We start from the raw sequence: 18,122 nt of genomic DNA on the forward strand, positions 1-18,122 counted from the left end.
CAAACGGAGATGGTTCGCAATCGACAACTTGGCCAATTGCCTCTTCGGGCGCTTTGGTGGCACACTTTCTCCCATCAGCCCGCAGCGCCTCGACCCAGACAGATGCAGACACCTGAACAAGAGCCAGAAAAAAAGAGCCCAGCAAAGCCACAACGCATTCTGATGGTCAATGAGCAGCGCTCGTTTCAGGTGATGATGAAGGCGATGCTGCTCAATCTGGGTATCAGCAACATCACCTACTCCAATACCGCCGAGGATGCGCGGCGCCGCTGCCAGAAGGGCAGTTTCGACATCTATCTCATCGATTACGATCTCGGGGTTGGCGAGAATGGCCGCCAGTTGCTCGAAAGCCTGCGCGACAAAGATCTGATCCCGCCCCAGAGCGTGGTGATCATGGTGAGTGGCGACAGCTCCCGCGCCATGGTACTGAGCGCGCTGGAAGCCGAGCCCGACGAATACCTGATGAAGCCCTTCTCTCAGGAGCAGTTCTCGTTTCGCTTGAAGCGTGCCCTCGCCCGGCGCAACGCCCTGGCCAGCGTCTTTACCGCGCTGGCCGATGACAATCTGGCAGCCCTCATTACCGCCTGTGCCGAGCGGGCCGATGCGGTGCCCCGTTTTGCCAACTACTGCCGCTGCCTGCAGGCCGATACCCACCTCAAGCTGGGTCAGGCGCAGGAGGCGCGCGCCCTGATGCGCCAGCTGCTGGCCGGGCAGGAGAACAGCTGGGCCCGCCTGACGCTGGGCAAGGCGTGCAACACCCTGGGGCTCCACGAAGAGGCGGTCAGCCATCTGCAGGCGACCCTCAAAAATACCCCACTGATGGTGGAGGCTCACCTCTGGCTGGCAGAATCCCTGCTGGCCCTTGGCAATGACGAGCAGGCGCAGCAGGAGCTCAGACGGGCGGTGGACATCTCCCCCCAGTCGGTGCAACTATCCCGACGACTGGCGGAGGTGTGCCTGCAGCGCCACGACTACGCCCAGGCCAAGGATGTACTGATGTCGCTGATCGACCTGTCCCGCAACTCCATTCACCGCACGCCCCATTATCTGGGGGCCTATATCCAGACCCTGACCCTCTACGCCCTCAACAGCAACGACAGCTACCACATCGCCAACCTGCAAAAGCAGGTCAATTCCGCCCTGTCGCGCATCCGCGACTCGTTGATGATGTCGGAGTTCAACTACCCGGTGTTCGAGCAGATCTGTCAGGCCCGGGTGCAGATTGCGCTGGGCGAGCTGCTCAAGGGCAAGAAGATGCTCTATCGCGCCAACCAGAACTGGCTCGATGAACCGGCCACCATGCCCCCCGCCCTGCTTGGCGAGACCATCCTTGCCCTCTACCAGCTCGGCGAGTTTGAATATGCCGAAAGCCTGCAAGGGCTGCTGGCGGAGGACGAAGATCGGCTGCTCACCACCTGCATTCAGGCAACCCGGGATGACAAGACGGTGCTGGAGCGGCGTCAGCGCTACCAGCAGCTCAACGATCTGGGGATCAAGGCCTATCAGAGCGGCGAGCTGGAGCAGGCCCTCGGCCATTTTCGCGAGGCCCTGCGCCGCGCCCCCGCCAATACCGGTGCGGCTCTCAACAAGATCCAGGTGCTGCTGCAACTGATGCAGAAAAACCGCAAGAGTCCGGAATTTGGTGCCGAGTGCAAAGACACCCTGGACGTGCTCGACGGCATCCCCCTCAACCCGGCCCAGCAGGAGCGTTTTCGCAAGCTGCGTCAGGAGTTCAACCAGTTCAGCTAAGACGCCGCCGCGCCCCCCTTTCCCCGCCTATGCTGAAACCAGTTCGGCAATGCGAGGGAAATGAAGATGGCGATGTGTCGTTATCTGGTGGCCGATGGCCGCCACTGCAGTGAAGAGGCTGGCGAGCACGATCTCTGCCACTGGCATGATCCCCACCATACCCATCAGGGAGCTCACACCGCCGAGGCGCTTGAACAGTACGTCCGCGCTGGCGGACTCTGCCACGGCCTGCAGTTGTCACGGGCCAATCTGGCTGGCCTCAATCTGGTCAACAAGGAGTCCGATCAGGGATTTTTGCTGGAGCAGTGCAACCTCTATCGCGCCAACCTGCGCGGTGGTCACCTCTACGGCCTGCGCATGAAGGGCGGCAGCCTGATGAAGGCCGATCTCAGTGATGCCAACCTCCAGTGCGCCACCCTCGATGACGTCAACCTGCTCGGCATCCGCTGGCACAACACCCGGCTCGACAACATGCAGACCGGCAAACGGGTGATGCAGGATCGCAAGGGGCGCCGCGAACGGGATCCCAAACAGGCGCGCATCTGGTTCAAGGAGGCGGAAGAGACCTACCGGGATCTGCGCAAAGCCTCCGAGGCACAGGGGATCTTCACCATGTCCGGCAACTATATCCAGCAGGAGCTCACCATGCGCCGCCTGCAACTGCCGTTCTGGTCGACCCAGCGTTTTACCTCCTGGGTGGTCGATCTCTTCTGCGGCTATGGCGAGGCCCCGATGCGGGTGGTGCTCTTCTCATTGCTGCTCATCTTTATCTGCAGCATTTTTTACTTCTTCTGCGGACTGCATTTTCAAGGCGAGCACCTCATCTACCAGCCCGGTGCCCCGCTCGAGCAAAATGCCATCTTCCTGCTCGAATGCCTCTACTACAGCGTGGTCACCTTCACCACATTGGGGTACGGCGACTTCACTCCGGTCGGCCTCTCCAGGATCTTCGCCGCCTTCGAAGCCTTCACCGGCAGCTTTACGCTGGCGCTGTTTGTGGTGGTATTCGTCAAAAAGATGACCCGCTGACACCTCTGCCCACCCCGCGGTGCCTGCCACTGATGTAGGCCCGCGGCCAAACTTGCATCCACCGCCGATTCCTAGTCCAATAGCCACTAATAAAAATGACATGAGCATCCCGGACATGAAGATCATCTCTTTCAATATCAACGGCCTGCGCGCCCGTCTGCACCAGCTGCAAGCCATCATCGACAAGCACCAGCCCGATGTGATCGGCCTGCAGGAGATCAAGGTGCACGATGAAGCCTTCCCGCTGGCCGATGTGGAGGCCATGGGCTATCACGTGGAGTTTCACGGCCAGAAGGCCCACTACGGGGTCGCCATCATGAGCAAGCAGAAGCCGGTCAAGGTGGAGAAAGGCTTCCCCACCGATGACGAAGAGGCCCAGCGCCGGATGATCATGGCCACCTTCGAGCGCGAAGACGGCTCCCTCATCAAGGTGATGAACGGCTACTTCCCGCAGGGTGAAAGCCAGGATCACGAGACCAAGTTCCCGGCCAAGCAGAAGTTTTACGAGGATCTGCAGCACTACCTCGAGACCAACCACACCCCGGACGACCAGCTGGTGCTGATCGGGGATATGAATATCTCCCCCACCGATCTCGACATCGGCATCGGCGAGGCGAACCGCAAGCGCTGGCTGCGGGATGGCAAATGCTCCTTCCTGCCCATCGAGCGCGAATGGATGGAGCGACTGAAAGGGTTCGGCCTGACCGACACCTTCCGCGCCGCCAATCCCACCGAGTGCGAGCGTTTCTCCTGGTTTGACTACCGCTCCAAGGGCTTTGACGAGAACCGCGGTCTGCGCATCGACCTCATCATGGCCTCCGACGCCCTCAAGGACAAGGTGACCGAGACCGGTATCGACTACGAGCTGCGCGGCATCGAGAAACCCTCCGACCACGCCCCCATCTGGGCCTGCTTCGCCTGATTCGGCGCAAGATTAACCGATGAGCTGCGACGAATTCCTAAACTGTGAAGCGGCTCGCGGTTGCCCGCGATAAAAGGGCGTAAAAAACCCATCCAGAAAAGGTGCCTTATGGCACCTTATTTTTTGCAGCAAGGAGTGGCTGGCGTGATACGGTTGCGAAGAGCCCTGGCCCGGGATGAACATCCCCGAAGCCCCCCACCCATATCGGAAAAGTCAGGCTTTTTTCGTCAATCGGCAACCCTAATTGCCACTTTGAGAAGGTTGTGTTCAAGGTTGCCGCCCTATCATCTCCCATTCCAATCATAAAGAAGTTGTTTTTTTAATCATGAAGTTAATGATGTGTATGGAGAAACATGCTGAACGCAGCAGCCGAAATCGATCCAACAGGAGTGTGATGATGAAGGTGTCCAATGCCGGAAGAGAGGTTTACAAACGCAGCTTGCTGACCCTGGCGCTGATCAGCGGTCTGAGTGCCTGTGGCGGCGAGACGACCCAGACGGCCCAGACCATGCCCGCCGTCCCTGTGGTGGTCGCCGAGGTCAAGCTGACCGATGTGCCGCTCACCACCGAGATGGTGGGAGAGACCGCCGGTTTTCGCGAGATCGATGTGCGCTCTCGGGTCAGTGGCATCCTGCTCAAGCGCACTTATGTGGAAGGCCAGCCGGTTACCGCCGGTCAGGAGCTGTTTCTGATTGACCCGGAGCCCTACAAGGTGGCACTGGAGCAGGCCAAAGGGACTTTGGCTCAGGAGCAGGCCCGTCTCAACAAGGCCCGTGCCGATCGGGATCGCATCATTCCCCTCTTCAAGCGTCAGGTGGTGAGTCGCAAGGACTATGACGACACCATCGCCAACTATGAAGCGGCCATCGCCAGTCATCAGGCCGCTCAGGCCAAGGTGAAAGAGGCGGAGCTCAACCTCAGCTACACCCAGGTGACCGCCCCCATCAACGGCATGGCGAGCAAGAGTTCCCAGTCCGAGGGGAGCCTTATCTCCACCAGCGGCGACAACGGCCTGCTCACTACCATCACCCAGTTTGATCCGCTCTACGTCAACTTCTCCTACTCGGAGCAGGATCGCCTCAACTTCGAAAACTCGGTAAAGAAAGGGGTGATTGAGGCGAAGGATGCCACCACCTGGCGCACCCATATCCGTCTGGCCGATGGCTCCCTCTATCCGGAGGCGGGTAAGCTCAACTTCTCCGACAACCGGGTCGATCCCCAAACCGGCACCATCCGTGCCCGCGCCATCTTCGACAACAAGGACGGAGTACTGCTGCCCGGCCAGTTTGTCCGCATGACCATCGATCTGGGCACCCGCAAAAATGCCATCGTGGTGCCGCCGCGCGCCATCGTCCAGTCCCAGGCTGACCGCATGGTGATGGTGGTCGATGCCGACAACAAGGTAGTGCCCCGTCCGGTGACCCTGGGCGCGGCAGTCGACTCCGGCGTGCTGATCGAGAGCGGCCTGCAGGCAGGTGAGCGCTATATCGTCGAAGGCTTGATGAAGGCTCGTCCCGGCGCCGTGGTAAAACCTGTCTCTGCCGACGAGATGAAGGCGATCACCGGCAAGGTGGTCAGCCAGTCTGCGGCCAAGTAAGGAGCCCGTATGTTTTCCAAGTTCTTCATAGAACGCCCCATCTTCGCCAGCGTGATTTCGATCATTATCGTGCTGGGCGGGTTGGCGGCGATGCGAGCGCTCCCCATCGAGCAATATCCCCAGATCACCCCGCCGGTGGTCTCGGTCACGGCGTTTTATCCGGGCGCAACCCCGGAGGTGATCTCCCAGACCGTGGCAGCGCCACTGGAGCAGCAGATCAACGGCGTCGAGCGGATGATCTACATGCAATCGGGGTCGGCCTCCAACGGCCAGATGAACCTCAACGTCTACTTCGAGATCGGCACCGATCCGGATCAGGCCACCATCAACGTCAACAACCGGGTCTCGGCTGCCATGGCCCAGCTGCCGGAAGAGGTGAAAAAGCAGGGGGTGACGGTCAAGAAGAAATCGACCTCCATCCTGCAGGTGGTCACCCTCCAGTCACCGAACGGCTCGTTTGATACCACCTATCTGTCGAACTACGCCCTGCTCAACATCATCGACGAGCTCAAGCGGATTCCCGGCATCGGTGATACTACCTTGTTTGGCGGTACCGACTATGCGATGCGTATCTGGCTGCGGCCGGATCGACTGGCCCAGCTCGAGCTCACCCCGAGCGACGTGATCGGCGCCATTCGCGAGCAGAACACCCAGTTCGCGGCGGGCAAGATCGGTGCCCAACCCACCACGGCCCCCATCGACTTCACCTACACGGTGCAGACCAAGGGGCGCCTTGAGGATGTGAAGGAGTTCCAAAACATCATCGTCCGCTCCATGCCCGATGGCTCCAAGATCCGGGTCCGCGATGTCGCCCGGGTCGAGCTGGGGGGCAAGGATTATGATCTGGTCGCCCGCGCCAACGGCAAACCGGCCATCGGTATCGCCACCTATCTGCAGCCGGGCGCCAACGCCGTCGCGGTTGCCGATGCGGTACACGCCACCATGGAGCGACTCAAGGAGCGCTTCCCGCAGGATATCGAGTACCAGATCCCCTACGACACCACCGAGTTCGTGAAGATCTCCATCGAAGAGGTGGTACACACCCTGTTCGAGGCGATCGTGCTGGTGTTCGTGGTGGTCTATCTGTTCCTGCAGAACTTCCGCGCCACCCTGATCCCCTGTATTGCGGTGCCGGTGTCACTTATCGGGACCTTCGCCGGCATGCTGGTGCTCGGTTTCTCCATCAACCTGCTGACCCTGTTTGGTATGGTGCTTGCCATCGGCATCGTGGTGGATGACGCCATCGTGGTGCTGGAGAACGTCGAGCGGATCATGAGCGAGAAGAAGTGCTCCGCCAAAGAGGCTGCCATCCTCGCCATGCAGGAGGTCTCCGGTCCGGTGGTCGCCATCGTGCTGGTACTCTGCGCCGTGTTCCTGCCAGTCGCCTTTATGGGCGGCATGACCGGGGTGATGTACAAGCAGTTCGCCATCACGGTCGCAGTCTCGGTCGCTATCTCCGGTCTGGTGGCACTGACTCTCTCCCCGGCCCTCTGTGCCGTGTTGCTGAAAGAGGGACACCACAAACCCGCCCGCTTCTTCGTCTGGTTCAACGAAAAATTTGACCAGCTGACCCGCGGCTATGTACGGGGTGTGGCCTTCCTGAACCGTCGGGTGGGGGTCGCCTTTGCCATCATCGCCGTGCTGATCCTCTCCATCTACGGCCTCTTCCTGAAAGTGCCGGGCGAACTGGTACCGAACGAAGATCAGGGCTACCTCATCTCCGCCGTCATGCTGCCGGATGCGGCCGCGATGAGCCGGACCCAGGCGGTGGCGGATCAGTTCGACAAGATCGCCATGGCCAACCCCCATGTGAAGGATGTGATCACCTTCTCGGGCTTTGACATTCTCTCCAATGCCATCATCAGCAACAGCGGCATGACCTTCATTACCCTGAAGGACTGGAGTGAGCGTCAGGGGGCCGGACAGGACTCCTTCTCGCTGGCCAAGACCTTCCAGGGCTTGAGCCTGATGGGGCTGGCGGATGGCTTTGTCGCCTCCTTCAACCCGCCTCCCATTCAGGGGATGTCCACCACAGGTGGCCTTGAGGCCTATCTGCAGAACCGTGGCACCGGCAACGCCCAGGCCTTCTCCGGCGAAGTACAGCGCTTCCTCGAAGCAGCCAAGGCGCGCCCGGAGTTTGCCAGCGTCACCAGTACCTACCGCGCCAACGTGCCGCAGGTCTATCTCGATCTGGATCGCGAAAAAGCCAAGGCGCTTGGGCTGCCCATCAACGCGGTGTTCGACACCATGCAGGCCACCTTCGGCCAGGTCTATGTCAACGACTTCAACCAGTTTGGCCGAACCTACCGAGTGCAGTTGCAGTCCGAGGCAGACTATCGCGCCAAGAAGAGCGACATCCGCAACGTCTATGTCCGCTCCGACAAGGGGGAGATGATCCCGCTGAGCAGTCTGGTGACGGTGCGTGATGCCACCGGCCCCGAACTGGTCGAACGCTTCAATATCTTCCAGGCCGCCAAGATCATGGCCCAGCCCGCCCCAGGCTACAGCTCGGGTCAAGCCATCGCCGCGCTGGAAGAGGTCGCCAATGAAGCTCTTGGCAACGACGCCAAGCTGGAGTGGACCGGCTCCGCCTATCAGGAGAAAGCGGCCGCAGGCAGCGCAGGCATGGCCTTTGGTTTCGGTATCGTGATGATCTTCCTCATTCTGGCCGCCCAGTATGAGCGCTGGAGCCTGCCGTTTGCGGTGATCACCGCGGTACCGTTCGCCCTGTTCGGTGCCCTGCTCGCCACCTGGCTGGTGGGGCTGACCAACAACGTCTACTTCCAGATCGGGCTGGTGACCCTGGTCGGCCTTGCCGCCAAGAACGCCATCCTGATCGTGGAGTTCGCGGTGATGAAGCACGAAGAGGGGATGAGCCTCATCGAATCGGCACTGGAGGCGGCGCGCCTGCGTTTCCGTCCCATCGTGATGACCTCGCTCGCCTTCATCCTCGGCTGTGTGCCGCTGGTCACCTCCAGCGGGGCCGGTGCGGCAAGCCGTCACGCCCTCGGCTGGCCGGTCATCGGCGGCATGCTGGCGGCCACCTTTATCGCCATCTTCTTTATCCCGCTCTTCTTCCGGCTCATCATGAGAGGATCGGAAAAGCGCGCCAAGCAGTAACGCTCTCCCCAAGCGTTCCACCGATAACAAACTACCCCCGCCCGTGCGGGGGTATTTTTTTGTCTGCGGTGTGCTTCAATGACACACATCGAGACTTTTTTGCACAGGATCCGGATATGCTGGCTCAGCTCTGGCTCGCGACGACCTTGACGACCACTACCCTCTCCGCCTGTGGTCATCACGATTATCCCCCCTGGAACTGGCTGAGCGATGGCAAGATCATCGGCGTTTGTGCCGAAGTCGTCAGTACCCTCTATCAACGGTTGGGTTTCAATGTGGATCTCTCCTATGTGGGCCCCTGGGCCCGCTGTCAGCAGAAAGTGGCGAAAGGAGAGGTCGACATCAATATCTGTGCGCTGCGCAACGAAGAGAGAGCGCACTACTCCCGCTTTACCCGAACCCCCATGGCCATCAATGACATGGCGGTATTCGTGCGCCAACCCGGCAGCCGCTTGCTGCAACGACGGGAGGATCTGACCGGACTGCGGGGCGCCATGATGATAGGCGTCAGCCTTGGCAGCGAGATGGATGGTTTTTTGCAAAAGAATACCCGCATCTACAGGGTCAACTCCCTCAAGCAGGTATTTGGCCTGCTGGCCAGTGACCGGGTCGACTTCGTTCCTTATGGCCGCTCTTCCGGTCGCCTGTTTCTGAGCGACAATTACCCGGACAGCGGGCTGGCTGATCTGCAGTGGCCACTGCAGCGCGGTGAGCTCTATATTTCTGTTTCACTGCAATCCACCCATCTTGACACCCTCGAACAACTGGAGCCCATGTTGCAAGCGCCCGGCATGAGTCAATGGATAGACCAGTTGCTGGAAAAGTACAGTGACCTCTACCTGCAACAGCAGCGCCAGCAGAAGCCTTGACCTTCACCTCGTGGCAAGGTTTACAGTCCCGCCATCTGCTCCCTAAGGATGCCCGGATTGTCACTCACCCAGCTTGCTGCAAGATTGCCCTCTGTTGCTCTGGCCCGGCTATTGCTGGCGCTGCTGCTCGTCTGCAATCTGACCCTCTGCATCAGCTGGCATGGTTCTCCCCTCTCCTCCGAACCGACCCCAAACAGCGCCCAGTCGATGGTGATGTTAGATTCATCCATGGCGATGGCGGATGGCGATATCTCTCATGCAATGCCCGCTATGGATCACCCGGGCGATGTCATGCCCCTCTCCTGCCATCAGGGAGGCGAGGGGTCAACCATGGGCGATGAGTGCCAGATGCAGACAGGCATCAATGCCCCCTCCTTCGGCGCGATGACTCTGCTTGGGGTACTGGTCGCTCTGCTGCTCTTTCCCTTGCTACTTGGCAACAACGTCGCAGCGTCACTGCTTGATAACTGGTTGCGGGATCCCTTCCTGCGCTCGCGCGGTACTCACCCTCCTTCCTGGCCGCGCCGACATCTGATGCTGTCGGTGTTACGCCACTAGAAAGTCCTTCTCTTGCGGCACAGGCAAGCTTCAACTGCCCGTTCTCTGCCGCCTTGCCTGACCCTGTGCCCCGGCCAAACCGGTCCGCTCACAGGGAGCCGTGCGCACTGATACAGCTGCGCCCCGTTTGCCGCCAGCCCCTTTGGTGATGCCTTGCACCTCACCCGACCGGCGGCCTGCAAAAGAGAAGACGTATTATGTCACCAGCCCACTTTTCACCGTCCAAGCTTGCTGCCTTTGCGGGCGCCTTATCCTCCTGCACTTTCTGCATGCAGACCCGCGCCGGAGGCCAGTCATGAACAAGACCGTCCTGATGTCGGCCCTGCTGCTCGCCCTTGGCGCCGGTGGCGGCTACTGGGCCGCCAAACAGACCTCCGATGGCGCAAGCGCCAAAGAGAAGACGCCCCTTTACTGGGTCAACCCCATGGATCCCCGCGACAAGCGCGACGGCCCGGCCAAGGACAACATGGGGATGGACTTTATCCCCGTCTATGAGGAACAAAAAAACGGCTCGCCGGGCACAGTCACCATCAGCCCCGAGATCCAGCAGAACCTGGGGGTGCGACTGGCCAAGGTCGAGCGACTGCCTATCCACCAGCAGATCGAGACGGTGGGCTATGTCGGGTATGACGAGGATCGGCTGGAGGCGATCAACGCCCGCATGGCGGGCTGGATCCGCACCCTCGCCATCAAGAGTGAAGGGCAGCAGGTGAGCAAGGGGAGCCTTATTTACGAGCTCTACGCGCCAGATCTGGTCAACGCCCAGCACGAATACCTGCTGGCCCTCAACACCGCCAACCCGCTGCTGCTGCGCGCCGCCGAGGGCAAGCTCAAGTCCCTGCAGGTGCCGGCGGATCAGATAGCGGCCCTCAAACGCAGTCGTCAGGTGCGCGAAACCATCAGCATTTACGCCCCCAGCAGCGGTTATGTCTCCGAGCTCAAGGTGCGCGAGGGCCAGTATGTGGAGCCCGCTGCGGCGCTCTTTAACATCAGCCCCCTCCAGCAGGTATGGGTCAGTGCCGAGGTGTTCGAGCGTCAAGCCGCCCAGCTGAAAGTGGGGGATCCGGTCACCATGACCCTCGACTATGCCCCCGGCCGCAGCTGGCAAGGTAAGGTGGATTACCTCTATCCGACCCTCGATGCCGCTACTCGCACCCTCAAGGTGCGGCTGCGCTTTGACAACCCGGACGAGTTTTTGAAACCCAATATGTTTGCCAAGGTGAGCATTCGCACCGGGCAGGGAGAGCCGCAATTGGTGGTGCCGAGCGAAGCGGTGATCCGCACCGGCAGTCAGGATCGGCTGGTGCTGGCGTTTGGGGATGGCAACTTCAAGTCGGTCGCCGTCACTCTCGGCCCCCAGTTTGGCGACAAGGTTGCCATCAAGGCAGGGGTAGAGGCTGGGGATAACATCGTCAGCTCGGCCCAGTTCCTGCTCGACTCCGAGTCGGCCATCGATTCGGACTTCCAGCGTATGACGGCGGTGCGCCCCGCCCAGGTGTGGACCCAGGGCGAGGTTGAAAGCATCGATCTGGCCAACCGAACCCTGATGGTCTCCCACCAGCCCATCCCCGAGTGGCAGTGGCCCGCCATGGAGATGGAGTTCACCGTCGCCGACGGGGTCGATATCAGCAAGCTGGTCGAGGGGCAGACCCTGCACCTGCAAGTGATGCAGGAGGGGGATGAGTACCGCATCACTACCATCCATCAGGAGCAAGCGCCCGCTATCGGCGACTCAGCCAAACCCGCAGCGGATGAGATGGAAGGCATGGACCATAGCCAGCACGATATGGGAGCCAAGCCATGATCCCCTCGATTATTCGCTGGTCAGTAGGCAACCGCTTTCTGGTGCTGCTATTGACCCTTATGCTCACCGCCTGGGGGCTCTGGTCGGTCAAACAGACCCCGGTGGACGCCCTGCCGGATCTCTCCGATGTGCAGGTGATCATCAAGACCTCCTATCCGGGCCAGGCGCCACAGGTGGTGGAAGATCAGGTCACCTACCCGCTCACCACCGCCATGCTGGCGGTACCGGGGGCCACCACGGTGCGCGGCTACTCTTTCTTCGGCGACTCCTTCGTCTATGTGCTGTTTGACGACAACACAGATCTCTACTGGGCCCGCGCCCGGGTGCTGGAGTACCTAAGCCAGGTTGCGCCCAATCTGCCCGCCTCCGCCCGTCCCCAGCTCGGCCCCGATGCCACCGGGGTGGGCTGGGTCTATCAGTACGCGCTGGTGGACAGAACTGGCAAGCATGACCTCGGCCAGCTCACCTCGCTGCAGAACTGGTTCCTCAAGTACGAGTTGCAGACGGTTGAGGGGGTCTCCGAAGTCGCCACCGTCGGCGGCATGGTGCGCCAGTATCAGGTGCGGGTCGATCCGGACAAGCTGCGCGCCTACGGCATCCAGCTCTCCCTTATCGAGACCGCCATCAAGCAGGGCAATCAGGAGACCGGCGCCTCCGTCATCGAGATGGCGGAAGCGGAGTACATGGTGCGCTCCAATGGCTATCTGAAAAGCGTCGAGGATCTGAAGCAGATCCCGCTCGGTACCAATGTGCGCGGTGCCCCGCTGCTGCTGGGGGATGTGGCAGATGTGCTCACCGGCCCCCAGATGCGGCGCGGCATCGCCGAGCTCAACGGTGAAGGGGAAGTGGTGGGCGGCATCATCGTCATGCGCTATGGCGAGAATGCCCAACACACCATAAACGGGGTCAAGGCGCGGCTGGCGGAGCTGAAGAGCAGCCTGCCACAAGGGGTGGAGATCGTTACCGTCTATGATCGCTCCGACCTTATCCAGCGCGCCATCGACAACCTCTCCGGCAAGCTGCTGGAGGAGTTCGCGGTGGTGGTACTGGTCTGCCTGGCCTTCCTGTTCCACCTGCGCTCGTCACTGGTGGTGGTCATCACCCTGCCCATCGCCATTCTGGTGGCCTTTATCGTGATGCATCTGCAGGGGATCAACGCCAACATCATGTCGCTGGGGGGCATCGCCATCGCCATCGGCGCCATGGTGGATGGCGCCATCGTGATGATCGAGAACGTCCATAAACACATGGAGCGGGAGGCGCTCACCGACAAGAACCGCTGGCGCATCATCACAGAGGCGAGCATCGAGGTGGGGCCCGCCATCTTCTTCTCCCTGCTGATCATCACCATCAGCTTCCTGCCGGTGTTCGCGCTGGAGGCGCAGGAGGGGAGGATGTTCCACCCCCTCGCCTACACCAAGACCTACGCCATGGCGGCGGCGGCCGCGCTCGCCATCACGCTGGTGCCGGTGATCATGGGTTACTTCATCCGTGGCAAAGTGCTGGCGGAGCAGGCCAACCCGCTGAACCGTGGCTTAAGCCAGGGCTATGTGCCACTGCTCAAAGCCGTCTTGGCCCGTCCAAAAACCACTCTGGCTGTCGCCGCCGTGGTGACGGTGGCGGGCTTCTGGCCGCTCAAGTACCTCGGCTCCGAGTTCATACCGCCGCTGGACGAGGGGGACATCATGTATATGCCCACCACCGCAGCCAATATCTCGGTGGGCAAGGCGCGGGAGATTTTGCAGCAGACCGACAAGCTCATTCGTACCGTGCCCGAGGTGCAAAACGTGTTCGGCAAGGCGGGGCGCGCCGAAACCGCTACCGACCCCGCCGACCTGGTGATGATGGAAACCAGCATCCAGCTCAAGCCCCGGGACCAGTGGCGCCCCGGTATGACCCCGGAGAAGCTCAAAGAGGAGCTCGACTCCCTCATCCGCTTCCCCGGTCTCACCAACGCCTGGGTGCCCCCCATCAAGACCCGCATCGACATGCTGGCCACCGGCATCAAGACCCCGGTGGGAATCAAGATAGCAGGGCCGGATCTCAAGGTGATCCAGCAGCTCGGCCAACAGCTCGAACAGATCGTTGGCAAGGTGGAGGGCGCCTCATCGGTCTACGCCGAGCGGGTGGCGGGTGGCCGCTACGTCAAGGTGGATATCGACCGGCTCAAAGCAGCCCGCTACGGCCTCAACATCGCCGACGTGCAGGCGGTGCTCGCCACCGCGGTGGGCGGCATGGAGGTGGGCCAGACCATCGAGGGGCGCGAGCGCTATCCCATCAACCTGCGCTACCCCCAGAGCTATCGCGACTCGGTGGCCAGCCTCGAGCTGTTGCCGGTGGTGACGCCAAGCGGTGCGCGTATAGCGCTGGCGGATGTGGCACGGGTCTACATCAGCGACGAGGCCCCCATGCTGCGCAGTGAAAACGCGCGGCTCAACGGCTGGGTCTACGTCGATATTCGCGGCCGCGATATCGGCTCCTTCGTCGATGAGGCCAAGGTCGAGGTGAACAAACAGCTGGTGCTGCCGGCAGGCTACGCCCTCACCTGGTCTGGCCAATACGAATACATGGAGCGGGCCAAGGCGCGCCTCGCCTACGTGGTGCCGCTCACGGTCGCCATTATCGTGCTGCTGCTCTATCTGGCGTTTCGCCGCGTTCAGGAGGTGTTGCTCATTCTCGCCACTTTGCCGTTGGCGGTGGTGGGCGGGATCTGGACCCTCTGGCTGCTCGATTTCAACCTCTCGGTGGCGGTCGGGGTTGGCTTTATTGCCCTGGCGGGGGTGGCGGTGGAGACCGGCGTCTTGATGCTGGTCTACCTCAACCACGCCTGGGATGACCTGGTGGCCAGCGGCAAGCCGGACAAGGCGGGCCTGCACCGGGCGGTGATCCACGGCGCCGCCCTGCGCCTGCGCCCCAAGATGATGACGGTGGTGACCATTATCGCCGGCCTGTTGCCCATCATGTGGAGCCACGGCACCGGCTCCGAAGTGATGCAGCGCATCGCCGCCCCCATGATTGGCGGCATGGTAAGCGCGCTGGTGCTGACCCTCTTGGTGCTGCCCGCGGCCTACTACCTGTGGCGCAGTCGCAGCCTTGGCAAGAGCGCGAACCCGCAATCCGAATAACCCGATTTCACGATCCATATTGACTGAACGATGAGGAAACCATCATGAACTACAAAACGCTGACCCTGACCCTGCTGCTTGGCCTTGCCACCCACACCAGCCTGCAAGCCGAGGAGATGATGCACCATGAAGGGCACGATATGAGTCAGACGGGTGAGATGAACGAACAGGCCGCAATGGTGATGACCAAGGGGGTCATTACCCGCCTCGATGAGGGGAGCGGCAAGGTCGGCATCAAGCACGAGGCGATCGAGAATCTCAAGATGCCCCCCATGACCATGGTCTTTCGAGTGGCAGATCCAGCCCAGCTCAAGGGGCTCAAGGTGGGGGATGCCATCCACTTTCATGCCGAAAGCCAGAGCGGCAAGCTCACAGTGACAGCCATCCAACCGCAATAAACGGCTCTGGCTCGCCGAAAAGGTCACGATAGACAGTGACAACACAAGAGGGAGGCATCAGCCTCCCTCTTCTTTTGGTCAATCTTTTTCAAGTGCGCGATGGGCTCAGCTGCGCGTTGCCAGCAACTGCTCCACATCCTCAATCACCTTGAGGGCCGCCTGCGGGCCACCGCTGGAGGTCCAGAGCGACCCGTCCACGGCGCCAAAGCGCTTGGCCTTGATCACCGGCAGCTGCTGGAACGCCGGGGTCTGCTCCGCCTGACGCATGGCATCCACCGCATCACCGGTGGCGCTCAGGGTACCGACCACCAGCCAGTCAGCATCCAGCAGGTTGAGAGACTCCAGACTCAGCGCCGGTGAGTGGGGCGCGCCAGTCCCCTGTTGTTTGCTCGGACGCACCAGCCCCATCGACTCCACTACGCTGCTGGCAAAGGTGCCCTGATACATAAAGCTCGGCCCCTTGGGGTTCCAGCGCACTATGCTGATGCTCTCCCCCTGATGTTTGGCCAGCTTGCTGCGGGCCTGAGTCAACCGCTCGGCATACTGCAGCAAGAAAGTATCCCCTTGCTGGTCGCGGTTGAGGGTGTGGGCGGTGCGGCGGAAGCTATCCTGCCACGGCTCACCCCACTTGCTGGTCACCACGGTCGGCGCGATCTCCCCCAGCAAGGTCAGCAGCTCGGGACGGGTCTGGCCGGTCAGGATAAGGTCGGGCTCCAGCGCAATCAGCGACTCCAGATTGGGGCTGTCGAGATCACCGATCACCTGGATCCCCATGCCCGCCTTGTTCAGCAAATAGCGAGGCAAGGTGGGTTGACCACGGCCATTGACGGCGCCGATGGGGGTCAGCCCCAGGGTCAGGGTGCTGTCGAGTTCGAGCTCGCTCAGCACCACCACCCGCGTTGGCTGGACTGGCACCTGCACCTTCTGGCCAAACGCATCAGTCACTTCACGCATCTCCTGCGCCTGAACCAGCGGCGCGGCCAGCATCAGGATGGCTGCTGCCAGGGCGGCAAAACGCTTCATCATCTCACTCCTTCTCGTTGCACGGCCCGGATAATCGGCCGCGTGAATATACTCGTTGGGCCCACAGAACAGGCCAATATGAATCAACTCGCCGAACGCAGGGTGCGGCCATGTTCGTGGCGACGGGGCACGATAATGGGCGCCCCGTCGCCGGGGGCATGCAGAATGTCGACACTGGTCTGGTAGAGCCGGTCGATTAGATCCTTGGTCACCACCTCCCGGGCCGGGCCCATGGCAGCAATGGTCCCCTCGCCGATGGCGATCAGCTCGTCACAGTAGCGGGCCGCCATCGCCAAATCGTGGATCACCAGCAGCACGGTTTTGCCCTCGGCGGTGATGCGATGGATCGCCTCCATCACCTCGGTCTGGTGACCGATATCGAGGGCACTGGTGGGCTCGTCGAGCAGCACCATGTCGCTGTCCTGCGCCAGGATCATCGCCAGCCACGCCCGCTGTGCCTGCCCGCCGGAGAGGGACGCTGCGCTCTGCTGCCAGATGCTTTCAAGCTGCATCCGCTCGCAGGCAATACGCACCATGCGGGCATCCTCCTCACCCCACTGATTGAACCAGCCCTGATGAGGGTGACGGCCATACTGCACCAACTGCTCCACCAGAATGCCGGCAGGCAGGGTTGGCCGCTGGGGCAGATAGGCGAGCTCCCGCGCCAGCCCCTTCATGGGGTAGCTGGCAAGCGGCTTGCCTTTGAGCAGGATCTCGCCGCGTTGGGCTTTCATCTGGCCGGATAACAGCTTGAGCAGAGTCGATTTGCCGCAGCCGTTGGGACCGACGATCCCCACCAGCTTGCCCCTCGGCACGCTGAAAGAGATGTCCCGCAAAATGGGGGTCTGCTGATAGGCGAAATGGAGGCGATTTACGGTGAGCGTCATCAGTCAGCCCTCTGGCGATCGTTAACAAGAAGAAACAGCAGCAACAGGCCGCCGAGAATGCGGGTCATGATACCGGTCGCCACCTCGTGAGGGCTGGCCAGCACCCGGACCAGGGTATCGCTGGCAAGCAGCAGCAGGGCGCCGCTAAGCGCCGCCAGCCAGAGCGGCACCACCCGGTCTTTCACCAGCCAGGAGGCAAGAATGGGGGCCGCCATAGCGATAAAGACCACGGGGCCGCCGATGGCGGTGCCGAGCGCCGCCACCAGAATGGCCTGGGCCAGAATGCCCAGTTGTACCCGATCGCCGTTGACGCCAAGCCCTCTGGCCATCTCGGGGCCAAAGCGCAGCACCGCCAGCGAGCGGGAGAGGTAAACGATCCACGGGCAGAGCAGCAGCAACAGGATGGCAATCGGGGTGATAGTGCTGTAACCCACGGCGATAAAGCTGCCCATATTCCACAAATAGAGGGAGCTCAGGTGCAGCAGGGCCTGGGTGGACATCACAAACTGGCCGAGCGCCTCGAACAGCTCGGAGAGGCCGATACCGATCACTACGAACAGATAGCCCTGCTCACCCGGTTTGCGGCAGAGGGCATAGAGCACCAGCGCCGCGAAGATGGCGCCGATGGGGGCCGCCCACCAGGGCCAGCTGCCCACGGTCAGGTAGAGGGAGAAGACGATGATGGCCAGAGAGGCGCCGTTGTTGACCCCCACCATGTCGGGTGTGGCCAGCCGGTTGCGCACCAGCGTCTGCACCAGACAGCCGGAGAGCCCCATGGCCGCCCCCGCCACCACCACCCCAAGAATGCGCGGCAGCCGGATCTTGAACAGGGTGAGCTGCTCAAGCCGCGTCCCCTCCCCCAGCAGGGTGTTGACCACCCCGGCAAAGCCGAGCTTGCCGCCGACAACGCTCAGGGCCAGCAGAGCAAGCGCCAGCAGCGCCATGGCCAGCAGAGCCAGCCAACGCCAGCTGGGCAGATGGATCAGCAAAGAGCGGTTGCCGGCCCGCAGGCAGAGCATATCGGTAGGTGTGCGCATCAGC

At 61.6% G+C, this 18,122-nt stretch carries 13 protein-coding genes; 10 read left to right on the forward strand and 3 right to left on the reverse strand.

Annotated elements, in window-relative coordinates; genetic code table 11:
* The first annotated feature begins 102 nt into the window (after nucleotides 1–102).
* From ACTG2J_RS13980 to ACTG2J_RS14025, 10 genes are all read left to right on the forward strand, one after another.
* Nucleotides 103–1,749 carry a tetratricopeptide repeat-containing response regulator gene (locus ACTG2J_RS13980; RefSeq protein WP_005361691.1) on the forward strand — a complete coding sequence of 549 codons (1,647 nt, stop codon included), beginning with the start codon at nucleotides 103–105 and terminating at the stop codon, nucleotides 1,747–1,749.
* 66 nt (nucleotides 1,750–1,815) lie between these two features.
* On the forward strand, nucleotides 1,816–2,778 hold the full coding sequence (locus tag ACTG2J_RS13985) for an ion channel (RefSeq protein ID WP_371178041.1): 963 nt from the start codon (nucleotides 1,816–1,818) through the stop codon (nucleotides 2,776–2,778).
* Nucleotides 2,779–2,893: 115 nt separating this feature from the next.
* Nucleotides 2,894–3,700, forward strand: coding sequence for an exodeoxyribonuclease III (xthA, locus tag ACTG2J_RS13990; RefSeq protein WP_005337776.1), 807 nt, complete (start codon nucleotides 2,894–2,896; stop codon nucleotides 3,698–3,700).
* 397 nt (nucleotides 3,701–4,097) lie between these two features.
* Entirely contained in the window at nucleotides 4,098–5,297 is a 1,200-nt protein-coding gene (locus ACTG2J_RS13995; RefSeq protein WP_031227697.1) for an efflux RND transporter periplasmic adaptor subunit, read from the forward strand.
* A gap of 9 nt (nucleotides 5,298–5,306) precedes the next feature.
* Complete coding sequence (locus tag ACTG2J_RS14000) at nucleotides 5,307–8,417, forward strand: efflux RND transporter permease subunit (RefSeq protein WP_139473795.1); 3,111 nt, start codon at nucleotides 5,307–5,309, stop codon at nucleotides 8,415–8,417.
* 116 nt (nucleotides 8,418–8,533) lie between these two features.
* On the forward strand, nucleotides 8,534–9,286 hold the full coding sequence (locus ACTG2J_RS14005; RefSeq protein WP_103250615.1) for a substrate-binding periplasmic protein: 753 nt from the start codon (nucleotides 8,534–8,536) through the stop codon (nucleotides 9,284–9,286).
* Nucleotides 9,287–9,343: 57 nt separating this feature from the next.
* Nucleotides 9,344–9,844, forward strand: coding sequence for a hypothetical protein (locus tag ACTG2J_RS14010; protein WP_252655544.1), 501 nt, complete (start codon nucleotides 9,344–9,346; stop codon nucleotides 9,842–9,844).
* Between the two features lie 295 nt (nucleotides 9,845–10,139).
* A complete protein-coding gene (locus tag ACTG2J_RS14015) occupies nucleotides 10,140–11,648 on the forward strand; it encodes an efflux RND transporter periplasmic adaptor subunit (RefSeq protein ID WP_252655543.1) in 1,509 nt (502 codons plus the stop codon).
* Nucleotides 11,645–14,773, forward strand: coding sequence for an efflux RND transporter permease subunit (locus ACTG2J_RS14020; RefSeq protein WP_252655542.1), 3,129 nt, complete (start codon nucleotides 11,645–11,647; stop codon nucleotides 14,771–14,773). The genes ACTG2J_RS14015 and ACTG2J_RS14020 overlap by 4 nt, the downstream gene beginning before the upstream one ends.
* 44 nt (nucleotides 14,774–14,817) lie before the next feature.
* A complete protein-coding gene (locus ACTG2J_RS14025; RefSeq protein ID WP_167573184.1) occupies nucleotides 14,818–15,171 on the forward strand; it encodes a copper-binding protein in 354 nt (117 codons plus the stop codon).
* 105 nt (nucleotides 15,172–15,276) lie between these two features.
* Here ACTG2J_RS14025 and ACTG2J_RS14030 read toward each other — a convergent pair whose 3' ends face one another.
* From ACTG2J_RS14030 to ACTG2J_RS14040, 3 genes are all read right to left on the reverse strand, one after another.
* Complete coding sequence (locus ACTG2J_RS14030) at nucleotides 15,277–16,194, reverse strand: ABC transporter substrate-binding protein (protein WP_021231222.1); 918 nt, start codon at nucleotides 16,192–16,194, stop codon at nucleotides 15,277–15,279.
* Nucleotides 16,195–16,277: 83 nt separating this feature from the next.
* Nucleotides 16,278–17,081: an ABC transporter ATP-binding protein gene (locus ACTG2J_RS14035; protein WP_076495127.1), complete on the reverse strand. Its 804-nt coding sequence runs from the start codon at nucleotides 17,079–17,081 to the stop codon at nucleotides 16,278–16,280.
* Complete coding sequence (locus tag ACTG2J_RS14040; protein WP_416003933.1) at nucleotides 17,081–18,118, reverse strand: FecCD family ABC transporter permease; 1,038 nt, start codon at nucleotides 18,116–18,118, stop codon at nucleotides 17,081–17,083. Before ACTG2J_RS14040 ends, ACTG2J_RS14035 begins: the two co-directional genes overlap by 1 nt.
* Nucleotides 18,119–18,122: the final 4 nt, after the last annotated feature.

Origin of the sequence: Aeromonas sp. 6P, from assembly GCF_051919525.1 — a bacterium.
Taxonomy (GTDB): Bacteria; Pseudomonadota; Gammaproteobacteria; order Enterobacterales; family Aeromonadaceae; genus Aeromonas; species Aeromonas veronii.